The sequence below is a fragment of the Aurantiacibacter spongiae genome, assembly GCF_003815535.1.
GTDB classification, from domain to species: domain Bacteria; phylum Pseudomonadota; class Alphaproteobacteria; order Sphingomonadales; family Sphingomonadaceae; genus Alteraurantiacibacter; species Alteraurantiacibacter spongiae.
The window spans coordinates 298,787-311,913 of the sequence record NZ_RPFZ01000001.1 but is presented as its reverse complement, the minus strand read 5'-3'; the positions used below and the strand labels follow the sequence as shown (position 1 = coordinate 311,913).

The window sequence follows — 13,127 nt, the reverse complement described above, 5'->3', positions numbered from 1 at the left end:
ACCGCATCCGAGCGTCGGCACATGGAACGCATCGCGTCCATACCCTGCCTCGTGTGCGGGGCGCGTTCGACGGTCCATCATGTGACCGCCGGCATTCACGGGGGGCGGGTGTCGCGTCGTCATGACCGCACCGTCCCCCTGTGCCCGCGCCATCACCAGATCCAGCATGGCCCCCGCGAAAGCGTCGAAGCGCTCGGGCACGGCGGCTTTTACCGCGAATACGGCATCGACCTCATGGACGAAGCCGAACGCCTCTGGATCGAAAGCAGTCGGAGGTATGCCGCATGAGCGACAAGGCACCCCTCGCGTTCGAGGCGCATCTTGGAATGCTTCGTCCCGCCAACGCCGCCGCCGAGGCCGCAATGCGCGAAATACGGGGCCGCGTGCGCGTCGAGATCAGGGGCGGGGTCGCCAACCAGCGCAGGCGCGGCCTTTACTGGTCGGTAGCCGGCCTCGTGGTGCCGCTGTTGAACGAAGCGCACGACCTCACGCTCGATGAACAGGATTTGCACGACATCACCCGGCAGAAGCTGGGCGTAGGCCGCTGGATCGACCTTCCCAGCGGTGATCGCCGTTTCAAGCCGGCATCCACCAGCAACCGCGCCATGAACGAGGCGCAGCGCAGCGAATACACGAGCCGCGCGCTGCACCTGTGGTCAACCTGGACCGGCGTGGACGTGACTACCCTGCAAGACGAGGCCCGCCATGAAGCTGCCTAACCCCTTCCGCCGCAAACCCGATCCAAGCGCCGCTGCGAGCGTATTGGCGAAGCGCGCTGCCCGGTGTCGCCACGATCGCAAGATCGCGTTCCACGCGGCCATGCGCGCCCGCCTGGGCCTGCCTGCATGGGAGTGGCCGGAATGAGCGCGATCGACTCTATCGCCATTCAGGACGCGCAGGACCATGCGCGGCTGCTGGACAGCAATCGGCGGATGCTGATCGCCCTCGGCGCCGCGTGGCCGTGCGGGCACCTTCGCAACCCGCAAACGACCCATACGATAGCCGACAGAGCCGCGTGCAAGGTCTGCCGTCGCCGCCGTTGGCGAAGGGGCTTCAGGATAGCCCTCATGCGCCGCGTGGCTCGACGCAATGCCAGCCTCAGGGCCGCTGAAACGCGGCGGCGGGGCATTACGAAATTGATCGAGGAAATAGCCACCCACGTCGGGCATGGCCGGGTGCCGCTCGATCCCCTGCTGTCGAGCGTTGCCGATACGTTCGGTTTGTCCGTGGACGACATCAAGTCGGCCAGCAGGAGGGCACCGGCTGTCAGCGCCCGAGCGGTTATCGTTCGCATCCTGCGTGAGCGCGAGATTTCCTATGCCGTCATCGGCCGCATTCTCGGCGGCCGCGATCACACCACGGTCATCCATGCCGCCGACAACTGGGACGTTTACGCCAAGCGCGACCCGCGCGTGGTGCGAGCCTATCTCGAATTGCGGGATCGTGCCGATGCGGATTGACCTGCCCTGGCCGGACAGAAGGCTCAATCCCAACGCTCGGGCGCATTACATGCAGCTTGCCAGCGTGAAGAAGAAGGCGCGCGAGGATGCGGCGCTGCAAACCATCGCGAATGTGCCGGTGGATGCCCGCAGGAGCCTCGCTCAGCGCGAAGGGGCCATTCCGGTGACGATTACCTTCTGTCCGCCTGACAACCGCCGCAGGGACATCGACAACATGTTCGCCAGTCTCAAAGCCGCGCTCGATGGCATCGCCGATGGCCTTCGTGTCGATGACACACGTTTCGAGCCGACCCTTCGCCGGGGAGAGCCGGTTAAGCCGGGACGGGTGGAGGTGGTGCTGTGAACCTCTCGACCGAACAGATGCAGTTCTTGGCAGATAAGGGCCTCACTATCCAAGAGGTTATTGAGTTCGCCAGCATTGGTCCTGCGCGCTCCGCAGCCGCCGAAAGGCAGGCTCGCTACCGCGCCAAAAAGAAAGCCGAAGATGAGGCTGATGACGTAACGCGTGACGTAACGCGTGACGGTAACGGTGATGAAACCGACCCCCTTTCCCGCCCTCCCCTTTCTTCCCCCCAGACCCCCCAACAAACCCCACCCACCCATACCCCCGAACACATACCCCGCGCGCGTAAGGGGCACCGACTTCCGGATGACTGGAAGCCCAAGCCGCTCAGCGGAGACGTTGCCACGGCTGTCAGCCGTTGGCCCGACGGCGCGGTGGACCGGGAATTGGCTAAGTTCCGCGACTGGGCCGCCAGCGCGACCGGAGCGAACGCCCGAAAATCCGACTGGGATGCGACCTGGCGCAATTGGCTGCGCCGCCGCGATGACGAGCTTCCGAGGAAAGACCGAAATGACCGACCTGCTGCCAACAACGACGAAATCCAGAACCCCTTCGCCCGGGTTGTTGCCCGACGAGCGGCTGAACGATCTTCTGCTGAGCGGTGACAGCCCGGTGGTGGGTCCGAAAACGGCGGGCATCCTTCTGGCTTTCGCCAACGAGCCGGAACCCGCAACGGCGACGGAAGCCCAGATAGAAACCATGATCGGCAAACTGGCGATCGCGACGGCGCAGTCCAAACTCTCGGACCGCGAGGTCGAAGCAAAGATCGAGATGTATTGGATTGCTTTGCGCGACCTGCCGCTGGACGACCTGAGGGCGGCATTCGTGCAGCTGGTGCGATCCTCGACCTTTCTCCCCACGCCGGCCGAGGTTCGCAAGGCCGCGATGCGGGAAGGTGCGACGCGCCGCTACGCAAAGAGCCGCGCCCGGCACCTCGCATGGCTGCATGACCGGGAATGGAAACCACAGGGGAAGATGGTGGACCCTGCCGAGGTGCGGGCCTTGCTGGGCACCGAAGGCGGGTGAAATCGAGGCCTTCAAGCGCGAGGTAGCGGAACGGCTAGAGGCAGAAATTATCGAAATCTAAGGAGATCAGGAAATGAACTACGAACCCACCGCTCACGATGTCACTCATGGCGTTGAGATGGATGTTCTTGCCGCACTACCGCGACCTGTGCGCGAAATAATCATCGTGGTTGCGGCACGGGCGGCGGAACGCGCATATCGCAGGGGCTTTCAACAGGGGCATCATCTGGCGACCGCCTGCTCGAATGCGGTAGTGCCGGACCTCCACGACTGGCGCTACGGGAACAGCACCGATCTCAGCATCGCAGCTGACGGCCCACCGAACTACACAGCCAAAGAGCGCCTTTTCATGGAAAATGACGGCTTGCGCGTCCTTGAAACAGGCTTTCACCGTCGTGCACGGAAGCGCGAGGTGCCGACCTTGGAATTGACCGGCGATCACGCTCTTGATTCCGGCTTTCAACTCGGCCTGATGTGGTCAATGATGGCTGCGAAAGCGCTTGAAGAAAGCGACGATCTTATCCCGTTTTTGGGGCAGACAGCCAATACCGTCCACACCGAACTGAGCGGGCGTGGGGGCGATGCGCCCCGGTGAAGGTGCAGCGCTCATCCTGGCCGATTGCTGGCACCTCTCGCGCGCAGAGATTCGCCAGCGATACCGCGAAGGGGTTTATGGCAAAGACCTGCCCCCGCCCGAATGGATCGATTTCAGCCTCAGGCAGCATGGGAAGTGAGGGACGATGACAGAACTGATTCCGGTCAAGGGCGTGTTTCTTCTCGGTCTGCTGGAGGAAGTCGGCAAGCGCCGTGCTCTCACCGATGTCGAAACCGACCTGATTGAGGAGATCGTGCGTTCGGAAGGCGACTGTTCCGAGTTCGAATGGCAGCCCAAGCATGACCAATGGCTGACCGAGGCCGCACGGCGCAAGGCTATCAAGCGGCTCGCCCTCGATATGGGCGTGTCGGAAGGGGCGGCGTATCAGCGCCTCGCCCGCGTGAGAAAGCGTAAGGGCGTCAAGGTGCGGGGCAATCCCCAGAAGGGTAGGAGTTAGGGTCATGGCGCAGCATGGGCTTCTCGATAACGCACTGATCGTCGACGAATTGTGCGACCGGCTGACCGGCGGGGAAGGCCTGACGGAAATCTGCCGCGACGATCACATGCCTTCGGACGATACGGTTTATCGCAGGATGGCGAGGGATCCCGATTTCGCGGAGCGTATCGCGCGCGCGAGACAGGCACAGCAGGAGGCGGTGCCGGAGAAGATCGTGCAGATGGCTTTAGAGGCGACCAGCGAGAACTGGCAGGTCGTCAAGCTGCGCATCCATGCTTATCAGTGGCGCGCGGCGAAGCTGGCCCCGAAGAAATACGGCGACAAAATCCTTCACGGTGATGATCCCGACAATCCGTTGCCCAAGGGCTTCAGCGTCAACCTCGTGAAGGCAGATGCGGCAAGTTGACCTGCCCGATTACGCTAGCGACCTGTGGCAGCCGTTCCGGCATCTGGCATGGCATGGAGGGCGCGGCGGGGGGAAGTCCTACACTGTAGCCACGGCGCTCATCATTCAGGCGATGGAGCGGCACGAGCGCGTGTTGTGCGGCCGTGAATTGCAGAAGTCGATCAAGGACAGTTCCAAACGCCTGCTGGACGATGCCATCGAAAGGCTCGGCGTGCAGTCGGCATTCGACAGCACCGATCAGGAAATACGCGGGCCGAACGACAGTCTGTTCCTGTTTTCCGGCATCCGGGGCAATGCGAACGGCATCAAGTCCATCGAAGGCATAACCACCTTCTGGGGAGACGAGGCGCAGGCATTCAGCCAATCGAGCCTGGACACGCTCATCCCCACCATCCGCAAGCCCGACAGCCGCTTGATCTGGACATGGAACCCTGACCTGGAAGACGATCCGGTCGATGCGATTTTCCGCAGCGATGACGGACCACCGCCGGCCACCATCGTTCGCGAGATCAATCATTACGACAATCCGTGGTTTCCCGATGTTCTGCGGGCGGAAATGGAGTTTGATCGCAGCCGCGACATCGACAAGTTCAATCACGTCTGGCTCGGGCAATACAGGGCGAACAGCGAAGCGCGCGTGTTCCGCAACTGGACCGTGGAGGACTTCGACAGCCCGGCGAATGTCGAATACCGCCTGGGCGCGGATTTCGGCTTCAGCATCGATCCGTCGTGCGCCGTGCGCTGCTGGATCGACGGCAAGCAGTTGTTCGTCGACCATGAGGCGTGGGGGCTGCATGTCGAGGTGGTCGACCTTCCCAAGCTGTTCATGACGATCCCGGATGCCGAGAAATACTGGATGACCGCCGACAGCGCGCGGCCCGAAACCATCAGCCATTTGCGCAAGCATGGCTTCCCTCGCATCGCACCGGCGTTGAAGGGCGCGCGCTCGCTCGAGGAAGGGGTCGAGTTCCTGAAGGGCTACGACATGGTGGTGCATCCGCGATGCGAGCACCTGATCGACGAGCTGACACACTACAGTTACAAGACTGACCCGCTGACCGGGCAGGTGCTGGGTGTGCTGGAGGACCGGAACAATCACCTCATCGATGCCCTGCGCTATGCCGTGGAGGGTGCGCGGCGGGCCTTGCAGGGGAAGCCGAAGAAGGTGGCGGTCGCCATCCCGTCGACGGTGACGGCGTTTGCGAGATAGCGTAAAGCCGTCAAGCTGACCGCAGCCCCGATCGGGCGCTACCTTCCCCGCCCATGCAGGCGGACCTTTCCCAGCACGACACGGCTCTCGAAAAGCGCGACACCGGCGACGATGCGCTCGCCCAGGTTCACGCCCGCGCGATCAAGCGGTTCGATGCCTGTGCGTGGCCCCAGCAGGAATTGCGGGCGCAGAGTCTCCAGGCGCGGCGCTTCGTTTCGATCCCCGGTGCGCAGTGGGAAGACGAGTGGGGCGAACAATTCGCCAACTCGATCCGCGTTACCGTCGACAAGGTGGGCCGTGGGCTGCGCAAGATCGAGACCGATTACCGCGAAAATCGCATCGTGCCGGACTTCCGTCCCGATGGCCCCAAGTCCGACGCCGAAACGGCCGAAACGCTCGACGGGATGCACCGCGCGGACGGCTACCGGTTTAAGTCGCAGCAGGCTCGCGACAACGCGGCGTATGAAGCATTTGCCGGCGGGTTCGGTGCTTACCGGCTGACCAATGAATGGGAAGACGAGAGCGACAAGGATAACGATCACCAGCGGATCAATCCGGCTGCGATCATCGTCGACGCCGACCAGTCTGTTTATTTCGATCCCAACGCGCGGCTCTACGACAAGTCCGATGCCCGCTATGCCTTCATCCGCACCAGCATGACGAAAGAGGCGTTCGAGGAGGAATATCCCGACGCGAAAGCCGAGTTTCCGGACGGCACGGCGCTGCGCATGACCGACTGGTTCGCACCCGAAACCCGCGCGGTGGCGGAGTATTACGAAGTCGAGGAGGTCAACGAGACCCTGCACGTCCTGACGCACCGCCTGTCGGGCGAGGAGAAGCGCTATTGGGCGTCGGACTTCGATGACGGCGAACTGGCGCAGATGAAAGCCGATGGCTGGCAGGACAAGACCCAGCGCCGCAAACGCAAGCGGGTTCACAAATACGTGCTCTCCGGTGCCGAGGTTCTGGAGGATTGCGGGCTGATCGCGGGACAGGCCATTCCCATCGTGCCCATTTATGGCCGGCGGTATTTCGTCGAGAACATGGAGCGCTGGCAGGGCTACGTTCAGGACAAGATGGACGCCCAGCGCCTCTACAATTCCAACCTGTCGAAGCTGGCGGAACTGAACAGCCTCAGTCCGCAGGAGCGCCCGATCTTCGATCCGGAACAGATGGATCCGGTGATTACCGGGCAGTGGGCGCGCGCCAATATCGACCGACTTCCGTTCCTGCTGGCCCATTCGCTGCGCGACGCGGAAGGCAACATCATCAAAGCCGGGCCGCTATCCTACATCAAGCCGCCCGATCTGCCGCCGGCGATGGCCGCGATGCTTCAGATCAACAATGCCGACCTGTTGGAGGAATCGCAGGACGGGGCCGATACGGTCAAGGCCAACACCAGCGCCGAGGCGATGGACATTGCCGCCACGCGGGTCGACGCGCGATCCGGCATCTATCTCGACAACGTGCGCCAGTCGGTTCAGCGCGAAGGCGAAATCTACCTGTCGATGTGCAGCGATATCTACATCGAGGCTGGGCGAGAGGTAGAGACCATGACCGAGGATGGCGACGACGGTCAGGCCGTGCTTCAGCAGCTGCGAACCGACAACGACAAGACGCGCATTGTCAACGACCTGATCTCCGGACGCTACAAGGTCATCGCCAGTGTGACCGAGGCGACCGCGACCCGCCGGGACAAGACGGTCAAGTCGATGTTGCAGACAGCCGAGGTCGCCATTCAGGCGCAGGACGCCGAACTCGCCCAGGCGGCGATCCTGACTGCGGTTCTCAATCAGGATGGCGAGGGGATCGACGAGTTCCACGAATGGGCGCGCCAGCGCGGGCTGAGGCTGGGCCTCGTCAAGCCGAACGAGGACGAGCAGAAGGCGATGGAGGAGGCCGCGCAGAACCAGCAGCCCGATCCGATGGCCGAAGTGGCGCGGGCGCAGGCTGCCGAACTCATGACGCAGGCCGAGAAGAACAAGGCAGAGGTCGACGAGACGAAGGCCGATACTGCGCTGAAGCTGGCGAAGCGTGACGAAACGCTCGCCGGCACCATTGAGAAGATCGCGCAGGCCGGAAAGACGCGCCGGGAAGCGCTCATGGGAGGATTGACGCAATGACCGCTTCGCAACCGCGTATCGCCGTGATTCAGGCGTGGACCGATATCGTCGCCGGAAACGCCAGCCTTGGCGGTGTCGAGGTGCTGATTCAGAATCTCGATGACGAGATCGTCGAAGTGGTGTTCGGCGGAAACCCCAACACGACGGCGCTCGGGCCCGTCCGGATCGATACGGGCCAGGTCATCTCCGGAACGGCGACTGCCATCTGGGTTCGCGGCGAAGGGTATATCAGCGCCACCGTCCGGTAGGCGTAAAGCCGTCAAATGGCGCGCCTTGCCGAGCGCCCGTAATCTGCCTTCCCATCGGCAGCCGCCAAGCCGTGAATTGGTGAGACAAGGGAAGACGAATGGCAGACCAGCCCGAGGAAGATGTTCTCGAACTCGATCCCGAACAGGAGATCGATGAAACCGAGGAAGCGGAGCCGGAAGATGGCGAAGCGACCGAAAATCCGGACGAGGACGAAACCGAGGAGCAGCCGGAAGAAACCTATTTCGGGTTCGACGGCGAAGACGAGGGGGCCGCGCCAGCTCCCGAGAGTGAAAGCAGCGTCATCCGCGAGCTGCGCGAACGCAACCGGGAACTCACCGCGCAACTGAAGGCGGCGGAAACCGGGAAGCGCGAAGAGCAGATCGAAGTCGGGCCAGAACCCACCATCGAGGACGACGGTATCGATTACGATGCCGAGAAGTTCGCGATCGCATGGCGGGAATGGAACGAGCGCAAGGCCAGGGCCGAGCGTCAGGAACAGGAAAAGGCGAAGGAGCGGGAGCAGGAAGCCGCGAAGTGGGGCGAGGTCCAGCGGGCCTACGAAACCGACAAGGCGAGCCTGAATATCCCGAACTTCGACGAAGCGGAGGCGCAGGTCGCCGCGATCCTGCCGGAATCCCACCGGGCGCTGTTGCTGAAATCGGGGAAGGGGGCGGCCCTTGTGGCGGCTCTCCATCGCAGTCCGACGACGCTTGAAGAACTCTCGAAACTCGATCCCGCAGATGCCGCGATGAAGATCGGCGAGCTGAGGAGCAAGGTGCAGATGAAAACCCGTGCCCGACCGCAACCCGATCGTCCTGTGAAGGGCAATGCTGCCCCGACCAGCGCGGACAAGGAACTCGAACGGCTCGAAAAAGAGGCGGAGCGCACGGGGGATCGCACGAAAGTGATCCGCTACAAGAAAGAGCTTCGCTCGCGGGCCTGAACCTCATCAATTCAGGGATAATCCACGATGGCAAACAGTTTCACCAAGCAAGAACTCGTCATGTTCGACGATATGATCGAAGGCTTCGACGACCAGCTCGTCATCGCCAAGGGGGCTGAGACGTATCAGCCCGAAGACCCGGAAGCGATGGCCCGCGCTGGCGATCAGTTCTGGGTGCCGGCCCCGATGATCTCGGCCAGCTATGACGGTTTCGACCAGACCAGCAATTTCGGCGACACCACCGAACTGTCGGTGCCGGTGTCGATCGGTTACCACAAGTCGGTCGCGGTCAAGTATTCCGCCAAGGAACTGCGTATCAAGTCGGCGCTCGAAAAGAAGGGCAAGTCGGCAAAGCAGAAGCTGGGTTCGGACGTGAACCTGGCGCTGTTCAACACGGTGGCGTTGCAAGGCTCGATGTTCGTGAAGCGCACTGGTGCGCCTACCGGCTTCGACGATGTCGCCCTTGCCGATGCGCTGATGACCGAGCGCGGTATCTCGCAGTCCGACCGGCTGATGTTCCTCGCTCCGCGCGTTGCGAACGCGATGGCCGGCAACCTTGCCAACCGGGCGACCGACAACAGCCGCGATCTGGACGCCTATTCCAGGGCCATGATCGGTTCGGATGTTGCCGGTTTCGAGCTGTTCAAGAACGACCAGTCCGTGCGCCTGGCGGCAGCCGGCGGCGGTGCGACCACGGTCAACGGTGCTACCCAGCGCACCGTTCCTGCGGCCACCACTACGGCGGCTACCGGAGAGAAGGCGAACAAGGACAACCGCTATACCGATCTGGTGATCACGGCGGCGAATTACGCTGCCATCGACACCGGCGATGCCTTCACGATCGCTGGTGTCAACAGCCTGCACATGATCACGAAGCAGGACACCGGTCAGCTGATGACGTTCCGCGTGGTCGGCAAGCCGGCGGCGAATACCATTCGCGTCTATCCCGCGATCATCGACGCCGCCGAGGGGTCGACCGGATCGAAGGAATACGCGAACGTGTCGGCCACTCCGGCGAACGGTGCGGCGATCACGTGGCTCAACACCACGGCCGCCGAACTCAATCCGTTCTTCAAGCGGGAAAGCCTGCTGCTCATTCCGGGCAGCTACTCGGTCGATCCGCAGGATGGATGGCAGGTTCGCACGGCGACGACCGATCTGGGTATCCGGATCACCTACGCACGGCAGGGGGAAATCAACGACCTGTCCGTCAAGGCGCGCTGGGATATCGACTTCGGCGCTTCGCTGATTGCTCCCGAGATGGCGGGCAACATGGCGTTCAATCAGGCATAAACGGCGGGCGGGGCGTGATGCCCCGCCTCCTTTTCAGGAGACAAGGACATGAGCAACAAGACCGATACCGCCGAGCAGGAAGCCGCCGTTGCCGCTGGCCTGCCCAAGGTGAGCCAGTCGGAGATCGACAAGGCCAAGAAGGAAGGTGCGCTGGAAGCCGCGAAGGAGCAGGCGAAGGACAGCTACCGTTACGCCACCGATGGCAACCTGCCGGGCGAAACCACGGGGCCGAAATATCCCGGTTCGTCCGACATCATGCAGTTTGCGCCGATCCTCGATCTCGACATCGACGCCTTCAAGGACCGCGTGAAGGAAGGGTCCGACGATCCGGTGCCCGAGGAAAAGGTGGCTGGCCTTCTGGAACTGGAGCGTTCCGGACAGAACCGCACCGATTACGTGAAGGCGCTGTGCAAGCGTCTGGACGTGGATTCGCCGTATGAAGTGACCACGGCGGGTCCGGGCTACACGAACGACGTATCGCCTATCACGAAGCTGTGAGCGGGAGCCGGGGCGGTGAGCACCTATCCGAGGATGATGTATCGCCCCGGCACCATGCTGGAAGACTGGCACGGCCAGAACGTCGACTGGAAGATCGTCGACGATGAGCGAGAAGAACAGGCAGCGCTCAAGGAAGGCTGGAACGTTTCGCCCGATTGTTCGCCGCAGAAAGCGGAAACGAAGCGTGGCGCGTCGAAGAAGAAGGTGACGCAATGACCGCGCTCCCCATCCCCTCCGGCCCGACGATCAGGGAGATCATCGACTTCGCTTTCGCCGCGATGGGCACGAGCGATGCCATGTTCGGGCATTCGGAAAACGAATATGCGGCGGCCCTAACCTCGCTCAACGCGATGATGAGCGAATGGCCGTTCGACCAACTCGGCTACATTTTCGAGGACGCGGCGGGCGTTCGCCTGGAAGAAGAAAGCGGTATTGCCCGGCAGCACATGGCGGCGGTCGGATATGCGCTGGCAGAACGCATGGCCCCCTCGATGGGCAAGACGCTCACGCCCGAAACACGCAGGATCAAGGGCCAGACCTATTCGCGGCTGTGCGCGGCGGTTGCCGATATACCGGCTGCGCAATACGCTGAAAACACGCCGACCGGCTATCGCTACGGGCGGACCTATTTCGCGCGGCCTGAATAATGCAGGTGCCGATCCAGTCCGGGGTGCGATCGAGCGAAAGCGGCTATTCCACCACGTTCCCGGTCAACCTACAGCACGAGGTTCGCGAAAGCGGTATCAGCAAGGGGCAGCTTGTCACCACGCGCGGAGCAACCTTTTTTGCTACCGGCCCCGGCGAGGATCGTGGCGGGGCGGTGTTCAAGGGAGTGCATTACCGCGTCATGGGATCCAGCCTGATATCGGTTGCGGCGGATGGCTCGATCGCCATCATCGGCGATGTTGGCACCGACACCCGCCCGGCAGGCTTCACGCAGGACTTCGACAGGCTCGCCATCCGTTCGGCGGAAAAGCTGTTCTACTATGACGGCGCTGATCTGCTGAAGGTTGCCGACTTCGACCTTGGCAAGGTTCTCGATGTCGACTGGATGGACGGATATTTCGTCACCACCGATGGCGAATATCTGGTGGTGACAGACCTGCTGGACCCGACGAGCGTCGATGCGCTGAAGTATGGGTCGGCCGAGAGCGACCCCGATCCGATCACTGGCGTCAAGGTGTTCGAAGAAGAACTATACGGGTTCGGGCGCTATTCGGTGCAGGTTTTCCGCAACGTCGGGTCGACCGGCTTTCCGTTCCAGAACGTGCGTGGCGCGACCATTTCGGTCGGGTGCGTATCAGCCGACGCAAAGGTTCGCATCGGTCAGACGCTTGCATTCGTCGGCGGCGCGCGCGATGAACCGATCGGCCTCTACATTCTGGCAGGCGGGCAGGCGACGAGGGTAAGCCCGCCCGAAATCGATGACATGCTGGTCGGCGTGGACGAGGCGGCGATCGTGCTGGAAGCGCGCACGTTCGGCGACGAACAGCACCTCGTCATGCATCTGCCTGATCGGGCCGTGGTGCTGGCGATCCGTGCGACAGGGCAGACCGGTGAAGGTGCATGGCACATCGCCCATAGCGGATATTTCAAGCGCTACAGGCCGCGCTTCGCCGTCTATTGCTATGGCAGGCACATCGTCGGGGATATCGACAGCACCGCGCTTGGCGTGTTGTCACAGGACATTTCGGAACACTTCGGCGACTCGATCCACTGGCAATTCGACGCGGGGTTGCTGTTTGATCAGGGCAACGGGTTCATCGTGCGCGAAACCGAACTGTTCGGACGCAAGCCCGATGGCGATGCCACCATGTGGCTTTCCATGACCCGCGACGGGGAAACCTACAGCCGCGAAATCGGCCGCCGCATGACTGGCCGCCGGGAGGAGCGAATGCACTGGCGACCGAATTGCCGGGTGGGGCAGCTGATCGGGCTGCGGTTTCGCGGTGTCGGGCAGGTGGCCGTGGCGCGTTGCGAAGTTACCGGCGAAGCGTTGGCCGTGTAATGGAACGCACCTATTTCATCGACAGGGCCGAATTGTTTGGGGTCGGCTTCAGCGCGAAGGCTACCCGGCAGTTCGAGGACTTCCAGCGCCAGCAGGCCAGCACCGAGGAAACGGTGCAGTCGAACGTTGCCGGGACACAGGCTCTTCGGGATGCCTCGTTCGTAACCCTTTCCCCCAATGCCGAACTGCCGAACGAGCGGGTGTTGCAGCTGGGAACCGGCCTCGCCTTCGACATCTCCGACACGCATGTCACCCTCGACACGACCGGGTTGGTGCGGGCGTCGGGCGGCCACGAGATTTCGCTTGTAGCGGCAGGAACCACCGAAATCATCCTGCCGCTAACCGGGTTCCTGGTGACGAGGGATGCGGAGGAGGTGCTGCGAAACAAGACATTGCCCGCCCCCGTGCTCACCGATCTGGAGAACGCGGCAGACGACGCAGCAGCCGCAGCGGCGGGCGTCCCGGTGGGGGGCGTATACCGGAACGGCTCAAACCTTCAGGTGCGGGTGGCGTAAA

18 protein-coding genes are annotated in these 13,127 nt (G+C 62.6%); all 18 read left to right on the top strand.

The genetic code is table 11. The features are described 5' to 3' along the window. The first annotated feature begins 21 nt into the window (after window positions 1-21). Window positions 22-288, top strand: coding sequence for a hypothetical protein (locus tag EG799_RS01575; RefSeq protein WP_158610977.1), 267 nt, complete (start codon window positions 22-24; stop codon window positions 286-288). Further along, entirely contained in the window at window positions 285-719 is a 435-nt protein-coding gene (locus EG799_RS01570; RefSeq protein WP_234028962.1) for a hypothetical protein, read from the top strand. The genes EG799_RS01575 and EG799_RS01570 overlap by 4 nt, the downstream gene beginning before the upstream one ends. 141 nt (window positions 720-860) lie before the next feature. Next, window positions 861-1,460, top strand: coding sequence for a helix-turn-helix domain-containing protein (locus EG799_RS01565; protein WP_158610976.1), 600 nt, complete (start codon window positions 861-863; stop codon window positions 1,458-1,460). Further along, window positions 1,450-1,803 (top strand): RusA family crossover junction endodeoxyribonuclease, encoded by a 354-nt coding sequence (locus EG799_RS01560; protein WP_123877948.1) that lies wholly within the window; start codon window positions 1,450-1,452, stop codon window positions 1,801-1,803. The genes EG799_RS01565 and EG799_RS01560 overlap by 11 nt, the downstream gene beginning before the upstream one ends. Window positions 1,804-2,313: 510 nt before the next feature. Further along, window positions 2,314-2,829 (top strand): hypothetical protein, encoded by a 516-nt coding sequence (locus tag EG799_RS01550; RefSeq protein WP_123877945.1) that lies wholly within the window; start codon window positions 2,314-2,316, stop codon window positions 2,827-2,829. A 73-nt stretch (window positions 2,830-2,902) separates the two neighbouring features. Next, complete coding sequence (locus tag EG799_RS01545; protein WP_123877943.1) at window positions 2,903-3,424, top strand: hypothetical protein; 522 nt, start codon at window positions 2,903-2,905, stop codon at window positions 3,422-3,424. Window positions 3,425-3,569: 145 nt separating this feature from the next. After that, window positions 3,570-3,881, top strand: coding sequence for a hypothetical protein (locus EG799_RS01540; protein WP_123877941.1), 312 nt, complete (start codon window positions 3,570-3,572; stop codon window positions 3,879-3,881). A gap of 4 nt (window positions 3,882-3,885) precedes the next feature. Beyond that, window positions 3,886-4,287, top strand: a complete 402-nt coding sequence (locus EG799_RS01535; protein WP_123877939.1) for a terminase small subunit-like protein — start codon at window positions 3,886-3,888, stop codon at window positions 4,285-4,287. Beyond that, complete coding sequence (locus tag EG799_RS01530) at window positions 4,274-5,497, top strand: PBSX family phage terminase large subunit (RefSeq protein WP_123877938.1); 1,224 nt, start codon at window positions 4,274-4,276, stop codon at window positions 5,495-5,497. Before EG799_RS01535 ends, EG799_RS01530 begins: the two co-directional genes overlap by 14 nt. Window positions 5,498-5,550: 53 nt before the next feature. Further along, a complete protein-coding gene (locus EG799_RS01525; RefSeq protein ID WP_123877936.1) occupies window positions 5,551-7,620 on the top strand; it encodes a portal protein in 2,070 nt (689 codons plus the stop codon). Further along, window positions 7,617-7,868 (top strand): hypothetical protein, encoded by a 252-nt coding sequence (locus tag EG799_RS01520; RefSeq protein ID WP_123877934.1) that lies wholly within the window; start codon window positions 7,617-7,619, stop codon window positions 7,866-7,868. The genes EG799_RS01525 and EG799_RS01520 overlap by 4 nt, the downstream gene beginning before the upstream one ends. Window positions 7,869-7,966: 98 nt before the next feature. Next, window positions 7,967-8,812 carry a hypothetical protein gene (locus tag EG799_RS01515; protein WP_123877932.1) on the top strand — a complete coding sequence of 282 codons (846 nt, stop codon included), beginning with the start codon at window positions 7,967-7,969 and terminating at the stop codon, window positions 8,810-8,812. Window positions 8,813-8,839: 27 nt separating this feature from the next. Next, window positions 8,840-10,105, top strand: a complete 1,266-nt coding sequence (locus tag EG799_RS01510; RefSeq protein WP_123877930.1) for a P22 phage major capsid protein family protein — start codon at window positions 8,840-8,842, stop codon at window positions 10,103-10,105. A 48-nt stretch (window positions 10,106-10,153) separates the two neighbouring features. Continuing rightward, a complete protein-coding gene (locus EG799_RS01505; protein WP_123877928.1) occupies window positions 10,154-10,603 on the top strand; it encodes a hypothetical protein in 450 nt (149 codons plus the stop codon). Window positions 10,604-10,618: 15 nt separating this feature from the next. Further along, window positions 10,619-10,819, top strand: coding sequence for a hypothetical protein (locus EG799_RS01500; RefSeq protein ID WP_123877926.1), 201 nt, complete (start codon window positions 10,619-10,621; stop codon window positions 10,817-10,819). Beyond that, a complete protein-coding gene (locus EG799_RS01495; protein ID WP_123877924.1) occupies window positions 10,816-11,250 on the top strand; it encodes a packaged DNA stabilization gp4 family protein in 435 nt (144 codons plus the stop codon). Before EG799_RS01500 ends, EG799_RS01495 begins: the two co-directional genes overlap by 4 nt. After that, on the top strand, window positions 11,250-12,611 hold the full coding sequence (locus EG799_RS01490; RefSeq protein ID WP_123877922.1) for a packaged DNA stabilization protein: 1,362 nt from the start codon (window positions 11,250-11,252) through the stop codon (window positions 12,609-12,611). The genes EG799_RS01495 and EG799_RS01490 overlap by 1 nt, the downstream gene beginning before the upstream one ends. Beyond that, the gene (locus EG799_RS01485) at window positions 12,611-13,126 is read left to right on the top strand and encodes a hypothetical protein (protein ID WP_123877920.1); all 516 of its coding nucleotides are present in this window, start codon (window positions 12,611-12,613) and stop codon (window positions 13,124-13,126) included. Before EG799_RS01490 ends, EG799_RS01485 begins: the two co-directional genes overlap by 1 nt. Window position 13,127: the final 1 nt, after the last annotated feature.

What these genes read in the sequence shown, in the direction of transcription:
- EG799_RS01575 (WP_158610977.1), top strand. Translation starts at nt 22, where the DNA reads ATGGAACGCATCGCGTCCATACCCTGCCTCGTGTGCGGGGCGCGTTCG.
- EG799_RS01570 (WP_234028962.1), top strand. Translation starts at nt 285, where the DNA reads ATGAGCGACAAGGCACCCCTCGCGTTCGAGGCGCATCTTGGAATGCTT.
- EG799_RS01565 (WP_158610976.1), top strand. Translation starts at nt 861, where the DNA reads ATGAGCGCGATCGACTCTATCGCCATTCAGGACGCGCAGGACCATGCG.
- EG799_RS01560 (WP_123877948.1), top strand. Translation starts at nt 1,450, where the DNA reads ATGCGGATTGACCTGCCCTGGCCGGACAGAAGGCTCAATCCCAACGCT.
- EG799_RS01550 (WP_123877945.1), top strand. Translation starts at nt 2,314, where the DNA reads ATGACCGACCTGCTGCCAACAACGACGAAATCCAGAACCCCTTCGCCC.
- EG799_RS01545 (WP_123877943.1), top strand. Translation starts at nt 2,903, where the DNA reads ATGAACTACGAACCCACCGCTCACGATGTCACTCATGGCGTTGAGATG.
- EG799_RS01540 (WP_123877941.1), top strand. Translation starts at nt 3,570, where the DNA reads ATGACAGAACTGATTCCGGTCAAGGGCGTGTTTCTTCTCGGTCTGCTG.
- EG799_RS01535 (WP_123877939.1), top strand. Translation starts at nt 3,886, where the DNA reads ATGGCGCAGCATGGGCTTCTCGATAACGCACTGATCGTCGACGAATTG.
- EG799_RS01530 (WP_123877938.1), top strand. Translation starts at nt 4,274, where the DNA reads ATGCGGCAAGTTGACCTGCCCGATTACGCTAGCGACCTGTGGCAGCCG.
- EG799_RS01525 (WP_123877936.1), top strand. Translation starts at nt 5,551, where the DNA reads ATGCAGGCGGACCTTTCCCAGCACGACACGGCTCTCGAAAAGCGCGAC.
- EG799_RS01520 (WP_123877934.1), top strand. Translation starts at nt 7,617, where the DNA reads ATGACCGCTTCGCAACCGCGTATCGCCGTGATTCAGGCGTGGACCGAT.
- EG799_RS01515 (WP_123877932.1), top strand. Translation starts at nt 7,967, where the DNA reads ATGGCAGACCAGCCCGAGGAAGATGTTCTCGAACTCGATCCCGAACAG.
- EG799_RS01510 (WP_123877930.1), top strand. Translation starts at nt 8,840, where the DNA reads ATGGCAAACAGTTTCACCAAGCAAGAACTCGTCATGTTCGACGATATG.
- EG799_RS01505 (WP_123877928.1), top strand. Translation starts at nt 10,154, where the DNA reads ATGAGCAACAAGACCGATACCGCCGAGCAGGAAGCCGCCGTTGCCGCT.
- EG799_RS01495 (WP_123877924.1), top strand. Translation starts at nt 10,816, where the DNA reads ATGACCGCGCTCCCCATCCCCTCCGGCCCGACGATCAGGGAGATCATC.
- EG799_RS01490 (WP_123877922.1), top strand. Translation starts at nt 11,250, where the DNA reads ATGCAGGTGCCGATCCAGTCCGGGGTGCGATCGAGCGAAAGCGGCTAT.
- EG799_RS01485 (WP_123877920.1), top strand. Translation starts at nt 12,611, where the DNA reads ATGGAACGCACCTATTTCATCGACAGGGCCGAATTGTTTGGGGTCGGC.